This is a genomic window from Usitatibacter rugosus, assembly GCF_013003965.1.
GTDB classification, from domain to species: Bacteria; Pseudomonadota; Gammaproteobacteria; order Burkholderiales; family Usitatibacteraceae; genus Usitatibacter; species Usitatibacter rugosus.
In genome coordinates this window covers 4,196,075-4,211,803 of the sequence record NZ_CP053069.1, presented here as the reverse complement: position 1 = coordinate 4,211,803, position 15,729 = coordinate 4,196,075, and the positions used below count along the sequence as shown (strand labels likewise).

Here is a 15,729-nt window from a genome sequence, read left to right as displayed (position 1 = left end):
GGCATTCTCCGCTCAGTCGGCCTTGGCGCCGGCATCGCGCGCGATCTTGCCCCAGCGCACGATCTCTTCCTGCAGGAACTTCGCGTAGGCCTCGGGGGATGCATGCAGGAAGCCCTCGATGCCGATCTTCTTGAACTCCTCCATCACCTGCGGATGGTTCACCGCTTTCACGAGCGCGTCGTTCAGCTTCGCGATGACGGCGGGCGGCGTTCCCTTCGGTGCCATCAGGCCGAACCAGTTCACGGCCACCACGGAGGGCAGGCCCTGCTCGGCCGTGGTCGGGGTATCCGGCAGCACGGCACTGCGCTGCTTGTTGGTGACGACGATCGCTCGCAGCTTGCCTTCCCGGATCTGCGTCGAGACCGCGGGCACGTCCATCATGATGCCGTTCACATGGCCGCCAATCGTGTCGATGGTGGCGGGACCCGCGCCCTTGTAGGGCACGTGGAGGAAGTTGCCCTTCGACTCGTTCTTCAGCAGCTCGATGGCCAGGTGCGGCAGCCCCCCGTTGCCCGCGGAAGAGAGCGAGACCTGCTTCGTCTTCGAGAGCGCCACCAGCTCCGGCAGCGTCTTCGCCGGCACCGACGGATGCACGGCGAGGACCTCGGGCGTCAGGGCAACGGTATTGATGGGCGCGAAATCCTTCGCCGTGTCGTAGGGAATGTTGGCGTAGGTCGCGAGGCTGATCACCAGCGGCGAGAGACTGCCCAGCGTGATGGTGTAGCCGTCGGGCGCGCTCTTGGCCACGAAGTCCGTGCCGAGCGTGGCGTTGGCGCCGGGCTTGTTCTCGATGACCACCGGTTGGCCCAGCACCTCGGCCATCTTCGGCGCGATGATGCGCGCGACCGCGTCATTGGAGCCGCCGGGCGGGAAGCCCACGACCAGCTTGATCGGCTTGTTCGGATAGTCCTGCGCGGCCGCCGACAGCGATGCAAACGCGAGCACGGCACTGGCAAGCAGGGTCTTGAAGGCATGGTTCATCGTTTCTCTCCTATCTTCCGCGCGTCGTCATCCCGCGCTTCGTCATCCCCGCGTAGGCGGGGAACCAGCTATCGAGGGTCGAATGCGGCCGACGTCCCGCCATCGATGGGCAGGATCGCGCCCGCCAGGTAATTGGCGTCGCTGCTGAGCAGGAAACGGATCACGGCCGTGCAGTCCGAAGGCTCCGCCATGCGCCCCAGGGGAGAAACCCCCGAGAGCTTGTATCCGCTGCCGGCGCTCACTTCCTTCACCATGGGTGTATTCACGGTTGCCGGGGCGATTGCGTTGACGAGGATGCCCTTCGACGCGAGCTCCACCGAGAGCACCTTCGTGATGTGGACCAGCGCCGCTTTCGAGGCCGCGTAGGCACCGCCGTTCACCTTCGGGCGGATCGCGGAGACCGAGGCCACCATCACGATGCGGGCAGGATCATTGGGCTTCGCGGCGCGCTCGAGCAGCGGCAGCGCGGCGCGCGCCGTAAGCCAGGGCCCGCGCGTGTTCACGGCGAAGATCGCGTCGAAGTCCGCTTCCGACATTCCCAGGAGCGCTCCGGTGCGGAGAATGCCTGCGGAGCAGATGAGCGCGTCGAGCGTCTGCGTGGCCGAGCCGATCATCTCGAAGGCGGTCGCAACGGATTCCGACGAAGACACGTCGCACGGAATCGGCACGAAGTTTGGATGCGCATGCGACTGGTGCGCCCGGTCGAGGCCGAACACGCGCCAGCCGCGGGCCAGCAGGTCGCCGCAACAGTCGAGGCCGATGCCCGAAGCCGAGCCCGTGACGGCGGCGTGCTTCATCCGATGATCTTCACCCGTCCCAGCGCGGTGGCGAGCGAGCGGACCGTCGTGGCCTCGGGCGTGGCGTCCACGATGGCGAGGATGGCGCGAGCCGTCTCCGGCCCCGCCGCCGCGGTGGCGAGGGAGATGAACTTTCGGCGCACCTCGGCCTCGTCCATCGGGTTCTCCGGCATGCCGCGCGAGTAGTCCACGCGCTTCACGATCTTGCGGCCGTCGCGGGTCTCGACCGTCACCTTGCCGGCGTAGAGCTCCGGATAGACAGCGTCCATCTCCTGATCGACCTGCACGTCGATGCGCGAGGCGAGATCGACGACGTCACGTTCCTTGATCCGCTCCTCGGTGAACTGCTCGAGGTACGCCTGGCCGTCCAGCATACCCACGGCCACGTCGTAGCGGATGCTCATCTGCGCGTTCAGCACCGTGGTCGGGCGGTAGACGAAGCCCGTCTGCGTCTCGACCACGCGCGAGACGCCGATCAGCACGCGCTTCACATCCTTCGCTTCCAGCTTGTTCTCGGCGAGGACCGCGAGCGCCGCGTCGATGCTCGAATGGTTGCTGCCGCAGCACGCATACGGCTTGAAGCACGTGCCCTCGGTGCGCCAGTCGCGGCCGAGGCCGTCGGCGATCTCGTGGATGCGGACTTCATCGGACGTCGCCTGCAGGAAGCCGCCATCCGGAGCCTCGAGGATGAAGCGCGGGCCGTGGTAGCCGCGCTGCGCGAGGAGTGCCGCCATGATCCCGCTCTGCGCCGCGCGTCCCGGATGGAACCGCTTGCTCATCGCGCCGTCGCTGTTGAACGCCCACAGGCCCGACGACTGCGTGCCGGCCATGCCGAGCGCGCTCGCCGTGGTCTCCGCATCGAGGCCGAGGATCACGCTCGCGGCGGCCGCGGCGCCGAAGGTGCCGGTGGTGCCCGTGAGGTGCCAGCCGCGCATGCGCGAGGAGCTGGGGTTGGCCGCGAGCGAGACACGGATCATCGTCTCGTAGCCCGCGGCGATGGCCGTCATGAGCCGCTCGCCGCTGATGTTCTCGCGCTCGCCGAGCGCCAGCGCCGCGGGGATCACCACCGCGCCCGGATGGATCTTGGCGCGCGCGTGGTCGTCGAAGTCGAACGAGTGCACGGCGGTTCCGGCCGCGAGGGCCGCGTTCATCGCCGAGACTTTTGCGCCGCCGCCGCACCACATCGTGGCTTCCGTCGGGCCGCCCTGCTCATGGGCGAAGTCGTGGATGGTGCGCGCCCACGGCATCGTGAGCCCGTGCAGGCCGCAGCCGATCGCGTCGACGAAGGCCTTCCGCACGATCTTCTTCACGGGCGCCGGGACGTCCGAGGGTTTCAGTTTCGCGATGAAGCCGGCCAGCTGCCGCGTGGTGCCCTGGCTCGTCGTCGCCACCGCCTGCCATTCCTTGCCGCCGATGTTCGTCATGCCGCTCTCCTGTTCGTGTCCTGCGCGCGCCGCCATGCCACGAGGCGCCGCACGCCTTCCGCCAGATCCACCTTCGGGGTCCAGCCCAGCAGGCGCTCGGCCTTGGCTCGGCTGAAATGCATCTCCGTCGACGTGGAAGCCCGCAACGCCTTCGGATCCGTCCTGTATTCGGGCTCGAGCTTCGAGCCCATCGCCTCCAGCAGCACGCGCACCAGCTCGTTCAGCGTGGACGCCTTGCCGGTGCAGACGTTGAAGCTCTCGCCCGAGACGTCGCTCGCCATCGCGGCCACGTTCGCCGCCGCCACGTCGGAGACATGGATGTAGTCGTGCACCTCCCGCCCGTCGTCGGGAATCGTCGGACGCTCCCCGCGCAGGATGCGGTCGTAGTTCTCCATGATGTAGAGCGCGTTCACGCCGCGGTAGTGCTGGCGCTCGCCATACACCGTGGAATAACGCATGCCGACGAACTCGATGCCGTGGCGCTGGTGATAGAGGCGCCCCAGGTTCTCGCCGATGATCTTGGTGGCGGAGTAGAGCGTGGCCGCGGGCGAGAACGTCGCGAAGTTGATCGGGCCGTCTTCGCGCAGCTCTTCCTTGCCCGGATCGCCGTAGATCGCCGTCGACGAGGAGAAGACCACTTTCTTCACGCCGGCGTAGCGGCAGGCCTCCATGAGATTCAGCTGGCCCATCACGTTCACCTCGAGGCCCAGCGGCGGGTTCTGGCCGAGGGGCAGCGTGAGGAACGCGGCGAAGGAGAACACACCGGTCGTGTCCTTGAATGCGTCGAAGAGATCCGAGGCTTGGCGGATGTCGCCCTTCACCACTTTGATGCGCGCGTCCTTCATCAGGTCCGCGATGAGGTCCGTGGAGCCGAGGGAGTAGTTGTCGAAGAGCACGACTTCGCGGGCGCCGGATTCAAGGAGTTTTTCGGCCGTGTGGGAACCGATGAGGCTGACACCTCCGGTGATGACGAATTTGTTTCCCGTGATCTTCATGGTCGACAGTTCAAACGTTGGGTTTTAAGGGGAAGGAAGGGAAGGAAAAGCGGAGGAAGGGAAGGAAAGCTCTGAAAGCGAAATGGTTGCGGCGCCTGAGATCGAGGCGACGGCACTTCAATCCCATTTAATGATCTCCTTCCCTTCCTCCGCTTTTCCTTCCCATCCTTCCCTTTCAAATGGGCCTTCCAACCTTCCTGCTCTTAATCCTGTGGAGGAATTCCGGCTTCCTTGATCATCGTCCCCCAGCTCGCAATCTCGGTCTTCATGAAAGCCCCGAACTCCGCCGGCGTGCTCGCCTTCACCGCGAGCCCCTTCACTTCGAATTTCTTCGCGAGCTCCGGACTCGCCAGCGCCGCGTTCAGCGCCTGCGAGAGGCGAGCGACGATCTCCGGCGGCACGCCCACGGGAGCCGCCATGCCGAACCAGACCGAGAGGTCGTACCCCGGAAGTCCGGCTTCATGGATGGACGGAATCTGCGGCGCCTGCGGGAAGCGCTGCTTGGTGGAGACGCCGTACGCCTTCACCTTGCCGGCGGCGAGCTGCGTCACGGCGACGGAGAGGTCCACGAACATGAAGTCCACCTGGCCGCTCATCACGTCGACCAGCGCTTGCGGCGAGCCTTTGTACGCGACCGGGAGCGCTTCGAATTTGCCGAGCGAGACCACGCGGGCCGCGGCGACTTGCGCGCTGCCCGAGCCATAGCCGTAGGTGAGCTTGCCGGGATTGGCGCGGCCGTACTTCACCAGCTCTTCGAGCGTGTTCGCCTGGACCTTGGGTCCACCAATGAGCACGATCGGCGAGTCGGCGATCATGCCGATGGGCGTCAGGTCCTTCAGCGGGTCGTAAGGGAGCTTCCGGTACATGCTCACGTTCGAGGCGCCGGTCGTGACGCCCAGGATCACGATCGTGTAGCCGTCGGCGGGCGAGCTGGTCGCCGTCGTCATGCCGATGATTCCCTGCGCGCCGCCCTTGTTGTCGATGATCACGGGCTGCTTCAGGTCCCGCGCCATGCCTTCGGCGAGCTCGCGCGCGACGATGTCGGTGCCGCTTCCGGGCGGGAAGGGCACGACCATCTTGATCGGCTTCTCGGGGAAGGCGGCGCTCGCCACCGTGGCGGCGAGGGCGAGGACTGCGGCTGCGATGCGTTTCATGAATTCTCCTCGTGATGCTTTTGTTGTGTGCGCCTCGTGGGTTCAGGCACTGCCGTGCGCTTCGTGGGGTGCTACATCAAGACGCGCGGCGATGCCTTCCAGCGCCTGCGTGGGCGCGGGATAGCGTTGCATCACCAGCGGGTCGTGTCCGGGTACGACGTGGCTCGGCGTGTCGGCGAGCATCACGAGCTTGCCGAAGCCTTCCATCATTTCGCCGACGTGATAGACGAGCGGGAAGGCGCGCAGCTTCTCGAAGTGCTCGTAGTAGTGCGAGGCGTCGCTCGCGAGCACGATCCAGCCGCGCTTCGTGTGCACGCGCACCGCCTGCATGCCCTTCGTGTGGCCGCCGACGCGGTGCACGGAGAGGCCCGGTGCGATTTCGCCATCGCCATCGTGGAAGGTCACCTTCTTCTCGTAGACCTTCCGCACGAGGCCGCACACGTGGTCGGGCTCGACGGCACGGTTGAAGCGCTCGTGGCGCATCGAGCGGCCGGTCGAGAAGTCCATCTCGCTCTCCTGCAGGTGGAAAGTCGCGTTCGGGAACGAGTCCCAGGCGCCGATGTGGTCGTTGTGGAAGTGCGTGACGATCACGTGCTCAACGGCCTTCGCGTCCACGCCCACGAGCTGCAAGGCTTCCACGGGCGTGCGCAGCAGCGTGCGGTGGCGCTTGTCGGCCATGTCCTGGTTGAAGCCGGTGTCCACGACGAACGTGTGCTCGGGCGTACGAACCACCCAGAGGAAGTAGTCCATGGTCGTGTCCGCGTCGTGCGGGTCGCCGCCGATGAAGAGGTCCTTCCGCCGGGCTTTGCGCCAGGCGTATTTCAGGGCGAGGACTTCGTACGTCGGCAGGGTCATTCGTCGTCCATCACTCGTGTCATTCCCGCGAAGGCGGGAATCCAGCTTCACCTTACGATCGTGAGCTTCAGCATTTCGGAGATCGAGGCGACCTTCTCCACGTTCATCGCCATGTCCGCGAGCGCCGTCGCTTTCTTCGCACCGATCACCGGCGAGGCGAGGCTGTCGAACTTCACGCGCAGCTCGTCGTCGCTCATCGAGTTCTGGATCGAGCCCTTGGGATAGTCGACCTGCGAGGTGTAGATCATCCCGTCGGATTGCGTGACGGTGATGCGGACCGACACGCCGCGCGGGAGGCGCACGGTCTCGAACCGCGCGAGGGCCGAAAGGCGCTTTACGTCGGCGTTGCGGATGTTCTTGTCCGAGTACTGCTTCAGCAGTGCCTTGCCCTCGAGCATCGCGACGGCGACGGAGAAGGGCAGCGACACCTGCGCCTCGTGGTACGTGGTCGGCGTTGCGTTGCGGTGGTACTTGGACCAGTCCTCGTGGCGCTCGATGTCGATCGAGGTCACCTTCTTGGGGTCGAAGCCGGGTTGCTTGCGGATCTCCAGCGCGCAGTCGATCGCGTTGTGGATGGGGCGCGCGCACGAGTAGGGCTTGAACTCGATGTCGAGCGGGTAGTCGCCGTCCAGGCCTTCGTCGAGGGCGTGCGGCTTGCGCTGGTCGCTGTAGGCGTTGAGCCAGCCGCGTTCGCCCTCGAAGACGAGCGCCGTGCCGGTGAAGCCGAGCTTCGCCATCAGCGCGCTGGTGATGCCGCTGCGCGCCGCGGGACCGGGGTTGAAGCGCTTCTGCATCGACGGGCCGTACATCTCCATCAGGCCGGCCGACTGCGCGCCCGCCATGCCGAGGGCGGAGACGGTCTTCGCGGCGTTCAGCTTCAGCATCTTCGCCGCGGCGATCGTGGAGCCGAAGACGCCCGCGTTCGGCGTGGTGTGGAAGCCGCGGTTGCGCATCGAGGGATTCGCGGCGCGGCTCGCGCGTTCCATCATTTCGCAGCCCGCGGCCAGGGCCACGATGAGGTCCTTGCCGTTCGCGCTGGAACCTTCCGCGGCGGCGAGCGCCGAGGAGTAGACGGGCGGGCTGAAGTGGAAGAGCGCGAGGACATCGATGTCGTCCAGCTCCAGCGAGTGCGAGGAGATGGCGTTGGCGAACGCGGCGGTGGTCATCGAGACGCTCGCGTTGTCGCCGATGATCCGCGCCGGCCCCTTGCCGCCTTCGTGCTTCGCGAAGGCCCGCGCGGCCTCGCCGCTGTCGTGCTGGCTGCCGCCGACGGCCACGCCGAGGTAGTCCAGCAGCAGGCGCTTCACGCCATGCGTCGTGTTCTCGGGCAGCGCGGCGTACTTGAGTCCGGTGAATCGGGTGGCGAGTTTCTCTGCGTAAGTGCTCATATTTAATTGGGGTCTGACCCCATCTATTTGACGGGTTGAGCTATGGCTTCGATCAGTGGCTTGAGATCGGGCAGCGTTTCGAGGCGATCGACGACCTCGACGACGCGCTGCGCATCGCCGCGGGCCATGCAAGGTGCGACAACGTTGTAGAACTTGTCGACGATCTCCGCGGGCGTGAGCGGCTTCTCCGGACTGCCACGGCGATGCAGCGCCAGCTTCTCGAAGGTGCGGCCGTCCTTCGTCGTGACCTTCACGCGGCAGGCGTGGCGGAAATCCTTGCCCATCGCCTCGATCTCCTTGTCCACGTACGCCTTCTGCCTCGCAATGAAACCCAGGATCTTCGGGTCCTTCAATCGCGATTCCTGATACTGCGAGGTGAAGGCCACACCGTCGTAGGCGATCACGGCCATGCCGTAGAAGAGGTTCATCTGCGCGGCGGTGACGCCTTGCGCCTTGTACTCCCAGGCGCAGTGCACGTACGTCATCGGCGAGAGGCCCGTGTCCACGGCCGCGATGTCGTCGGCCGCGAGCTTGTTCTCGACCATGATTTCCTTCAGCGCATCGAGCGCGCTGTGGATGCTGGTCACGCTCGCGTGGGGCTTGTAGCCGACCTGCAGCGTCTCCCACTTCGTGCCGAGGCCGTCGGTGAGGCGCGCGGGATTCGGCTTGGTGGAGTGCGACGAGACGAAGCCGCCATAGGGCGCCTCGACGATGTCGACGATGCCGGTGAAATCCTTCGCGGCGAGCTTGGCGGCGTAGACGCCCACTTGCGATGCGTGGCCGCAGTGCAGGCGCTTCACCATTGCGCCCTCCTGGGCCGCCATGAGGCCGGCGCCGAGCGAGCCCGCGACGCCGAGCGCGTGCTGGAACCGCGTCGCATCGAGGCCGAGCATGCGGGCGGCCGTGGCACCGGACGCGAAGGCGCCCGTCGTCCCTTGCGGATGGAAGCCACGCATGAAGAGATCCATCGTCGCGCCGTTGCCGATGCGCGTGGCGATCTCGTAGCCCGCGACCATCGCGGTGATGAGGTCCTTGCCGCTCCCGCGGCCGGCTTCTTCGGCGAGCGCGATGCCGACGGGCGTCGTGAGGGTGCCCGCGTGGAGGATCGATTCCTTGTGGATGTCGTCCAGCTCGAAGGCGTGGCCCGAGGTTCCGTTCACGAGTGCGGCGAGTGCGGCGGAGGTCTTGCGGCCCATGCCGATCAGCGAGGCGACCGGCTTCGCGCCCTCGAGGTCGGCCAGCTCCGCGACTTTCTTCGTCCACGGCAGGGTGGCGCCGAAGAGGCAGCAGCCCAGGCTGTCCAGCACGGAGGATTTCATGCGCTGGACGGCTTCCGGAGGGATCTGGTCGAACTGGAGGGACGAGCCGAAGCGCGCGAGGTCGCGCGTGGCGTGCTCCTGCAGGGGCGGCAGGGTGGTGCTCATGTTTTATAGGAATGGAGCCGAGGCGGAACCGCGATGATAGGAACCGCGCGGGTGGTAAATAAATGGGCTAGGATTCAGTTCACTGGTAACACCGGGTTACGAATCCCATGCTCGACAACCTCGCGGACCTCGGCGCCTTCGTGCGCCTCGCCGACAGCGGCAGCTTCAAGGCCACGGCGCAGCAGCTGGACATGTCCGGGCCGGCCGTCTCCAAGGCCATCGCGCGCCTCGAATCGCGCCTCGGCGTGAAGCTCTTCAACCGCACCACGCGCAGCGTCGCCCTCACCAATGACGGCCAGGCATTCCTCGAGCGCTGCCGGCGAATCCTCGACGACATCCAGGAAGCCGAAGAGCTGATGACGCGCGGCCGCCTGCAGTTGCGCGGGCGACTTCGCATCCAGATGCCGCTGGCCTTCGGCCGCCTCGTCGTACTGCCCAAGGTGCAGGCGTTCCTCAAGGCTCACCCGGACCTCACGCTCGACGTGGACCTGTCCGATCGCGTCGTCGATTTCGCCGACGAGGGGCTGGATGTGGCCGTTCGGATCGGGGATGTTCCGGATTCGCGCGTCATCGCCCGCAAGATCTACGACATCCGCTTCGTCACCTGCGCCTCGCCCGCGTACCTCGCGAAGCACGGCACGCCGAAGAAGCCCGAGGACCTCGAGAACCATCGCTGCCTCACGTACTGGATCCCGTCCCTCGGCCGCCATCGCGAGTGGCCCTTCGCGCATCGTGGAGTGCGATTCGCCAGGACGTTCGTGGGACGGTTGAACGTGAACAACTCCGAGGCGCTGGTGGACGCCGCGCTGAAGGGCGAGGGCATCGTCTCGGTGGCGACTTTCATTGCCGTCGATGCGGTGAAGTCCGGGAAGCTCAAGGTCGTGATGCCCGACTTCGTGACGCTCGGGCCGCCCGTCTCCGCGGTCTACCTCCCCAACCGCCACCTCGCCGCTCGCGTTCGCGCCTTCCTGGATTTCCTCGCCACCGTCGTGCCGCCGAACCCGCCCTGGGACCGCGCGGTGCTCAAGAAATAGGGAAGCAATAAAGTGGTCTGACCCCTTTATTGCTTCGTTACTAAAACGGTATTGGTGGCGCGACAGATCCATCCTGCATACTGAAAAGAAAAGACCACCGCAACTCGGAGGATCATCCAATGCAACGACGCACGTTCGTGAAGTCCGCACTCGCGCTGGGCGCAGCGTCCGCCACCGCCGCGTGGGCGCAGCAACGCGAGAAGTTTCCGTCCAAGCCGATCAAGTTCGTCGTGCCCTTCGCGGCCGGCGGCGGCGGGGACCTCACCGCTCGCATGCTCGCGCAGCGCGTCTCCGAGAGGACCGGCAACCCGATCGTGGTCGAGAACCGCGTGGGCGCCGGCGGCAACATCGGGGCGGAGTACGTGATGAAGTCGCCGCCCGACGGCTACACGGTGCTCAACATGTCGAGCACCTATCCGATCCAGGCGGCGTTGAATCCCAGGCTGGGCTTCGATCCCATCAACGACATGCAGCCGATCATGATGGTGGCGCGCGACCCGCTGCTCCTCATGGTGAACACCGCCTCGCCGCTCAAGTCCATCAAGGACATGATCGATTTCGCGAAGAAGAACCCGCACAAGCTCACGCACGGCTCGGCGGGCGTGGGCTCCATCGCGCACCTCGGCATGGAGGAGATGGCGTTCATGATGAACATCGACCTCGTCCATGTACCGTACAAAGGTTCGTCGCAGGCCTTCAACGACCTGCTCGGCAACTCCGTCGACCTCATGCTTTCCAGCGCCACGTTCGGTGCGCCGTACGTGAAGTCGGGCCGCGTTCGCGCGCTGGCGGTCGTGGGCGAGAAGCGCGGTCCGAGCCTGCCGGACGTGCCGACCTTCACCGAAGTTGGATTCCCCGACTACAAGGTCGTGGACTGGAAGGCCGTCGCGGGGCCGAAGGGCATCCCGGCGGACATCGTGGCCTTCCTCAACGCGGAGCTGAACGCGGCGCTCAAGCACAAGGCCGTCACCGACAAGTTCGAGGCGGAGGGATCCACCGCGGTCGGTGGCACGCCCGAACAGATGATGCAGATCGTGCGCTCCGATATCGAGCGCTGGAAAACCGTGGCAGAAAAAGCAAAGGTGAAAATCGAATGAGCTCCAGCAAACTCAACAAGGAAATGCGCCGCCTCCTGACGGTCGGCGCGGGCCACATCATGCCGGGCTGTGCCAACGCGCTCGCCGCGCGGATGATCGAGGCCGCCGGCCACAAGATGACGATGGCCAGTGGTGCCGCCATCGCCAACACGTACCTCGGCGTGCCCGACATCGGCCTCACGACGTCGACGGAAGTCGCGGCCCACGTGGCGGCAATGCGCGACGTGACGGAGCTCTGCATCCTGGCCGACGCCGACACCGGCTTCGGCAACGCGCTGAACACGCGCCGCACCGTGCAGCTCTTCGAGCGTGCCGGAGCGAACGCCATCATGATCGAGGACCAGACCTACCCGAAGCGCTGCGGCCACTTCGAAGGCAAGGACGTGATCCCGAAGTCGGAAATGGTCGCGAAGCTGAAGGCCGCCGTCGATGCGCGCGTCGATCCGGACATGATGATCCTCGCCCGCACAGACGCTCGTGCCGTCGAAGGCTTCGAAGCCGCGCTCGACCGCGCGCGTGCCTACCAGGAGGCGGGAGCGGATTTCCTCTTCGTCGAGGCGCCCATCACCAAGGAGGAGCTGCTCGCCATCCCGAAGGCGGTGCCGGGCATCCACATCTGCAACATGGTGATCGGCGGCAAGACGCCGCTGCTGCCCCGCGAGGAGCTCGCCGCGGCCGGATACTCCGTGATCGTCTATGCGAACGCCGCGCTGCAGGCTTCGCTGCTCGCCATGCAACAAGTGCTCGGACACCTGCACACCAAAGGCACGATCGTCGGCGTCGAGGACAAGATCATGATGTTCAAGGAACGCCAGGAAGCCCTGAACGCGAAAAAGTACCAGGACCTCGAGAAGCGTTACGTCGTGAAGTAGGTGAATAAAGGAGTCAGACTCCTTTATTCATCGTCGTCCCCGCGAAGGCGGGGACCCACTGGATTCCCGCCTTCGCGGGAATGACGGGATAGACATGAAGACGTTCTTCGACAAGGTGTGGGAAGACCACGTGATCGCCAAGCTGGGCGATGACGCGGACCTGCTGCAGGTCGATCGCCTGGTGCTGCACGAGCTGTCGGGCAGCCAGGTGGTCACGTCGCTCGCGAAGGCGGGCCGGCAGCCGATGAACAAGAACCAGGTGTTCACGGTGATCGAGCACCTGATCTCCACGAAGCCCGGCCGCGGCCCGACGGACTCCGTGTCGAAGAGCGGTCCCATCATGATCGAGGCGACGCGCAAGGCCTCGCGCGAGTGGGGCTTCCACTTCATCGACTTCGACGATGCACGCCAGGGCATCGCGCACGTTGTGGCGCCCGAGCTCGGCATCGCGTTCCCGGGTGCGACGCTTGTGTGCTGCGATAGCCATACGTCGACAGTGGGCGGAGTCGGCGCGCTCGCATGGGGCATCGGTGCGTCGGAAGCGGAACACGCACTCGCCACGCAGGCCCTCGCGCAATCGAAGCCGAAGCAGTTGCGCGTCACCTTCAACGGCAAGCTCGGTGCCGGCGTCTACGCGAAGGACATGATCCTCGCGCTCATCGGCAAGATCGGCGCGCAGGGCGGCATCGGCTTCGCCACCGAATACGCCGGGCCGGCCGTCACAGCGCTTCCGATCGAAGGGCGGCTCACGATCTGCAACATGTCGATCGAGTTCCAGAGCAAGTACGGGTTCGTGCCGCCCGACGAATCGACCATCGACTTCCTCAAGGGCAAGGAGTTCTCGCCCAAGGGCGAGGCGTGGGAGAAGGCCGCCGCGTACTGGAGGACGCTTCGCACCGACGAGGGCGCGAAGTTCGACCGTGAAGTGGAGATTGACTGCGACACGCTCGTGCCGCAGGTCACGTGGGGCACAAGTCCGCAGCAGGTGACTTCCATCGACGGGCGCGTGCCGGAGCTTTCGGAAGCCGCCGACAGCGAGGCTCGCGCGCTCGCCGAAAGCGCCATGCAGTACATGCAGCTCACGCCCGGCATGGCGTTGAAGGGACTGCCGATCGACGTGGCCTACATCGGGTCGTGCACCAACGCGCGTCTCTCGGATTTGCGCGTGGCCGCGGCGGTGTTGAAAGGCCACAAGGTGAAAGCCGGCGTCCAGGCCGTGTGCATCCCGGGCTCGACGCCGGTGAAGCGTGCCGCCGAGGCCGAGGGGCTGGACCTCATCTTCAAGGAAGCCGGCTTCGAGTGGCACGAATCGGCCTGCGGCTTTTGCGGCAGCATCGGCGACAATCGCTTCTCGGACCTGCGCACCATCAGCACGACCAACCGCAACTTCCAGGGCCGGCAAGGCCCGAAGACGCGCACGCACCTCGCGAGCCCGGCGACGGTGGCCGCTTCCGCGATCGCGGGCTGCATCGCGGACGCGAGGAGCTGACCATGGAATCCTTCCGCAAGGTCACCGCAGTCGCCGCGCCGATGATGCGCATCAACATCGACACGGACCAGATCATCCCGACGCTCTTCCTCGGCGGCACCGACTCGAAGGGCTACGGCAAGCACCTGTTCCACCATCACCGCTACATGCCGGATGGATCGCCGAATCCCGAGTTCATCCTCAACCAGCCGCCGTACGACAAGTCCGAGGTGCTGCTCGCCGACCGCAACTTCGGCTGCGGTTCCTCTCGCGAGCGCGCGCCCTGGGCGCTGCGCGAGTACGGCTTCCGCGCGGTGATCGCGCCGTCCTTCGGCGGCATCTTCTTCAACAACTGCTACCGCAACGGGATCGTTCCGGTAGAGCTGCCGATCGAGCAGGTCCGGCAGATCGTCGAAGAGGTGGAAGCCTCCAAGGGCGCGGGCAAGGTCACCGTGGATCTCGAGACGCAGACGGTGACGTCGCCCAAGGGCTCGGTGTTCGCTTTCACCGCGCAACCGACGCTGCGCCACATGCTGCTCGAGGGAATGGATGAGATCGCGATGACGCTCTCCCGCCAGGGCGAGCTCGATGCGTTCCGGACCAAAGACCGCGAACGCCGGCCTTGGGCATACTGACGCCGACTACATCCTGAGGAGAAGCGAATGCCCATCGTCCAGGTCCAGCTCCTGCGCGGACGCACGATCGAGCAGAAGGAAGCCGCGGCGCGAGACATTGTCGAGGCACTGGCGAAGCACATCGGTGCACGCCCGCAGGCCACGCGTGTGATCTTCACCGACGTCGATCCCGCCGAGTGGTTCAAGGGCGAGGAACTGTTGCCTCCGAAGTAGGCTCCACGCGCTCGCGGATGTACTGTTGCAGGCGCCGCAGCCCGAGCGCACCACGCCGTCCGCCCTCGATGGCATCGTCGACCTGCTGCGGGGTCAGCGTGAGGCGCGTGGGAATCGCGTTCAGCTTGTCGCGGTACTCGGGCTCCAGCCGGTCGATGGTGAGGAAGGCGAGCAGGAACTTCACGTCGTCGCAGTTCCAGCCCTTCGAGGGACCGCCGAGCTGCACGACCTGCTCGTCCGAGAGCGCGCAGCGGAAGCGCACCAGCGACTCGCGCCATTCGCGCACCATGGTGCCGAAGCTGTCCGCGGCGAAGCGCGCCGAGGAGTTCGTGGACACGTCCGACGCCGCGAGCGCGAGATCCACGCCGCCCGGTCCCATCTCCGAGAGCGCCCATTCGCCCCCGGGCCCTCGCGAAGCATCGACCACGATGAAGATCATGCGGCGCACCTTCACGGCGTCGCGCTCCGTCATCGGTGCATAGGGCGTGTCGAGGATCGCACGCGTGACGGCGATAGTGGCGAGCCCCAGGTTGTCGGTGACGCCGCCGTCCACGAGCTTCAGGTACTTCACGCGCTTCGGATCGCGGTAGTACGCCATCTGCGCGGCGGCCTTCAGGATCCGGGGCGCGTCGGGATCGGCGTTGACCCGCTCGAAGAGCGGAGGCAGCGGCTCGTTGCACTCGTCGGGATAGGCGCGCATCACCACCGGGGAGAACACGAGCGGCACCGCCATCGACGCCACGACGGCGTCGGCCACGCTGTAGCTGCGGATGTCGGAGCACAGGATCGAGAACGCGCGCGGGATGAACGGGAACGGGATGCCGGCGTAGAGCTCGGTCGCGTGGATGCGGACGTCGGGCTTGCGGTGGCGATAGATGTCGGCGAAGGTCGCGCCGTTGAAGACGTGCTTGTCGAGCGAGTCGCCGAAATTCTCGCGCGCATTGAGCCCGCCGCCGAGGATCCGCAGGAGGTTGTTCGGCGACAGGACCGAGAGGTGCATGTCGCGCTCGAAGTCGCGCAGCAGCACCTTCTCGCGGAAATCCTCGAGCCCCTTCGGCCCGTTCAGGCCGAAGTACGCGGAGGCGAGCGAGCCTCCGGAGACGCTCGTGAGGAAAGTGACGTCGTCGGCGAGCGTGCCTTGCGGCGTCTTGGTGTCCTTGAGGGCCGTGAGCACGCCATGCGCGAAGGCCGCGGCGCGCAGCCCGCCGCCCGAGAACGAAATCGCGATCGCGTTCTCGGAGACGAGGTCCAGCGGGGCGTCCATTCCCGGCGGCGTGTCCTTCGTCATCGGCTTGTTGGTCGCCGGGTTGAAGACGCTGGTCGCGCACCCCGTGAGGAGCAGGGTCAGGAAGAGGACGGCGCACGCACGGGGCATGCGCCGATCATGCCAGA

General features: G+C 66.1%; 15 protein-coding genes. 6 read left to right on the top strand and 9 right to left on the bottom strand.

From position 1 onward, the window contains the following. Positions 1 to 12: 12 nt before the first annotated feature. From DSM104443_RS20025 to DSM104443_RS19990, 8 genes are all read right to left on the bottom strand, one after another. Positions 13 to 981, bottom strand: a complete 969-nt coding sequence (locus DSM104443_RS20025; protein ID WP_171095473.1) for a Bug family tripartite tricarboxylate transporter substrate binding protein — start codon at positions 979 to 981, stop codon at positions 13 to 15. Positions 982 to 1,049: 68 nt separating this feature from the next. Beyond that, on the bottom strand, positions 1,050 to 1,778 hold the full coding sequence (locus DSM104443_RS20020; protein WP_171095470.1) for an SDR family NAD(P)-dependent oxidoreductase: 729 nt from the start codon (positions 1,776 to 1,778) through the stop codon (positions 1,050 to 1,052). Next, positions 1,775 to 3,202 carry an MmgE/PrpD family protein gene (locus tag DSM104443_RS20015; protein ID WP_171095468.1) on the bottom strand — a complete coding sequence of 476 codons (1,428 nt, stop codon included), beginning with the start codon at positions 3,200 to 3,202 and terminating at the stop codon, positions 1,775 to 1,777. Before DSM104443_RS20015 ends, DSM104443_RS20020 begins: the two co-directional genes overlap by 4 nt. Then, positions 3,199 to 4,197, bottom strand: coding sequence for an NAD-dependent epimerase/dehydratase family protein (locus DSM104443_RS20010; protein WP_171095466.1), 999 nt, complete (start codon positions 4,195 to 4,197; stop codon positions 3,199 to 3,201). Before DSM104443_RS20010 ends, DSM104443_RS20015 begins: the two co-directional genes overlap by 4 nt. Positions 4,198 to 4,400: 203 nt before the next feature. Continuing rightward, a complete protein-coding gene (locus DSM104443_RS20005) occupies positions 4,401 to 5,351 on the bottom strand; it encodes a Bug family tripartite tricarboxylate transporter substrate binding protein (protein WP_171095464.1) in 951 nt (316 codons plus the stop codon). Positions 5,352 to 5,393: 42 nt separating this feature from the next. Continuing rightward, positions 5,394 to 6,206 (bottom strand): N-acyl homoserine lactonase family protein, encoded by an 813-nt coding sequence (locus DSM104443_RS20000; RefSeq protein WP_171095462.1) that lies wholly within the window; start codon positions 6,204 to 6,206, stop codon positions 5,394 to 5,396. A gap of 47 nt (positions 6,207 to 6,253) precedes the next feature. Continuing rightward, positions 6,254 to 7,594, bottom strand: a complete 1,341-nt coding sequence (locus tag DSM104443_RS19995) for an MmgE/PrpD family protein (RefSeq protein WP_171095460.1) — start codon at positions 7,592 to 7,594, stop codon at positions 6,254 to 6,256. A 23-nt stretch (positions 7,595 to 7,617) separates the two neighbouring features. Further along, on the bottom strand, positions 7,618 to 9,018 hold the full coding sequence (locus DSM104443_RS19990) for an MmgE/PrpD family protein (RefSeq protein WP_171095458.1): 1,401 nt from the start codon (positions 9,016 to 9,018) through the stop codon (positions 7,618 to 7,620). Positions 9,019 to 9,125: 107 nt separating this feature from the next. Here DSM104443_RS19990 and DSM104443_RS19985 point away from each other — a divergent pair, with 107 nt between their 5' ends. From DSM104443_RS19985 to DSM104443_RS19960, 6 genes are all read left to right on the top strand, one after another. Continuing rightward, positions 9,126 to 10,052 (top strand): LysR family transcriptional regulator, encoded by a 927-nt coding sequence (locus DSM104443_RS19985; RefSeq protein WP_171095456.1) that lies wholly within the window; start codon positions 9,126 to 9,128, stop codon positions 10,050 to 10,052. A 119-nt stretch (positions 10,053 to 10,171) separates the two neighbouring features. After that, positions 10,172 to 11,149 carry a Bug family tripartite tricarboxylate transporter substrate binding protein gene (locus DSM104443_RS19980; RefSeq protein ID WP_171095454.1) on the top strand — a complete coding sequence of 326 codons (978 nt, stop codon included), beginning with the start codon at positions 10,172 to 10,174 and terminating at the stop codon, positions 11,147 to 11,149. Then, the gene (locus tag DSM104443_RS19975; protein ID WP_212756814.1) at positions 11,146 to 12,021 is read left to right on the top strand and encodes an isocitrate lyase/PEP mutase family protein; all 876 of its coding nucleotides are present in this window, start codon (positions 11,146 to 11,148) and stop codon (positions 12,019 to 12,021) included. The genes DSM104443_RS19980 and DSM104443_RS19975 overlap by 4 nt, the downstream gene beginning before the upstream one ends. 94 nt (positions 12,022 to 12,115) lie before the next feature. Beyond that, positions 12,116 to 13,510, top strand: a complete 1,395-nt coding sequence (locus DSM104443_RS19970) for a 3-isopropylmalate dehydratase large subunit (RefSeq protein WP_171095452.1) — start codon at positions 12,116 to 12,118, stop codon at positions 13,508 to 13,510. Between the two features lie 2 nt (positions 13,511 to 13,512). After that, positions 13,513 to 14,124, top strand: a complete 612-nt coding sequence (leuD, locus tag DSM104443_RS19965; RefSeq protein WP_171095450.1) for a 3-isopropylmalate dehydratase small subunit — start codon at positions 13,513 to 13,515, stop codon at positions 14,122 to 14,124. 27 nt (positions 14,125 to 14,151) lie between these two features. Beyond that, positions 14,152 to 14,337 carry a tautomerase family protein gene (locus tag DSM104443_RS19960; protein WP_171095448.1) on the top strand — a complete coding sequence of 62 codons (186 nt, stop codon included), beginning with the start codon at positions 14,152 to 14,154 and terminating at the stop codon, positions 14,335 to 14,337. On the opposite strand, the gene DSM104443_RS19955 is transcribed toward DSM104443_RS19960, so the two are convergent. Then, positions 14,306 to 15,712 (bottom strand): patatin-like phospholipase family protein, encoded by a 1,407-nt coding sequence (locus DSM104443_RS19955; protein WP_171095446.1) that lies wholly within the window; start codon positions 15,710 to 15,712, stop codon positions 14,306 to 14,308. The two genes, DSM104443_RS19960 and DSM104443_RS19955, sit on opposite strands and share 32 nt — an antisense overlap. Between the last annotated feature and the right edge of the window lie 17 nt (positions 15,713 to 15,729).

Bases quoted from the DNA above. Each gene is read 5' to 3' on its own strand.
- DSM104443_RS20025 (WP_171095473.1), bottom strand. From the start codon at position 981: ATGAACCATGCCTTCAAGACCCTGCTTGCCAGTGCCGTGCTCGCGTTT.
- DSM104443_RS20020 (WP_171095470.1), bottom strand. From the start codon at position 1,778: ATGAAGCACGCCGCCGTCACGGGCTCGGCTTCGGGCATCGGCCTCGAC.
- DSM104443_RS20015 (WP_171095468.1), bottom strand. From the start codon at position 3,202: ATGACGAACATCGGCGGCAAGGAATGGCAGGCGGTGGCGACGACGAGC.
- DSM104443_RS20010 (WP_171095466.1), bottom strand. From the start codon at position 4,197: ATGAAGATCACGGGAAACAAATTCGTCATCACCGGAGGTGTCAGCCTC.
- DSM104443_RS20005 (WP_171095464.1), bottom strand. From the start codon at position 5,351: ATGAAACGCATCGCAGCCGCAGTCCTCGCCCTCGCCGCCACGGTGGCG.
- DSM104443_RS20000 (WP_171095462.1), bottom strand. From the start codon at position 6,206: ATGACCCTGCCGACGTACGAAGTCCTCGCCCTGAAATACGCCTGGCGC.
- DSM104443_RS19995 (WP_171095460.1), bottom strand. From the start codon at position 7,594: ATGAGCACTTACGCAGAGAAACTCGCCACCCGATTCACCGGACTCAAG.
- DSM104443_RS19990 (WP_171095458.1), bottom strand. From the start codon at position 9,018: ATGAGCACCACCCTGCCGCCCCTGCAGGAGCACGCCACGCGCGACCTC.
- DSM104443_RS19985 (WP_171095456.1), top strand. From the start codon at position 9,126: ATGCTCGACAACCTCGCGGACCTCGGCGCCTTCGTGCGCCTCGCCGAC.
- DSM104443_RS19980 (WP_171095454.1), top strand. From the start codon at position 10,172: ATGCAACGACGCACGTTCGTGAAGTCCGCACTCGCGCTGGGCGCAGCG.
- DSM104443_RS19975 (WP_212756814.1), top strand. From the start codon at position 11,146: ATGAGCTCCAGCAAACTCAACAAGGAAATGCGCCGCCTCCTGACGGTC.
- DSM104443_RS19970 (WP_171095452.1), top strand. From the start codon at position 12,116: ATGAAGACGTTCTTCGACAAGGTGTGGGAAGACCACGTGATCGCCAAG.
- leuD (WP_171095450.1), top strand. From the start codon at position 13,513: ATGGAATCCTTCCGCAAGGTCACCGCAGTCGCCGCGCCGATGATGCGC.
- DSM104443_RS19960 (WP_171095448.1), top strand. From the start codon at position 14,152: ATGCCCATCGTCCAGGTCCAGCTCCTGCGCGGACGCACGATCGAGCAG.
- DSM104443_RS19955 (WP_171095446.1), bottom strand. From the start codon at position 15,712: ATGCCCCGTGCGTGCGCCGTCCTCTTCCTGACCCTGCTCCTCACGGGG.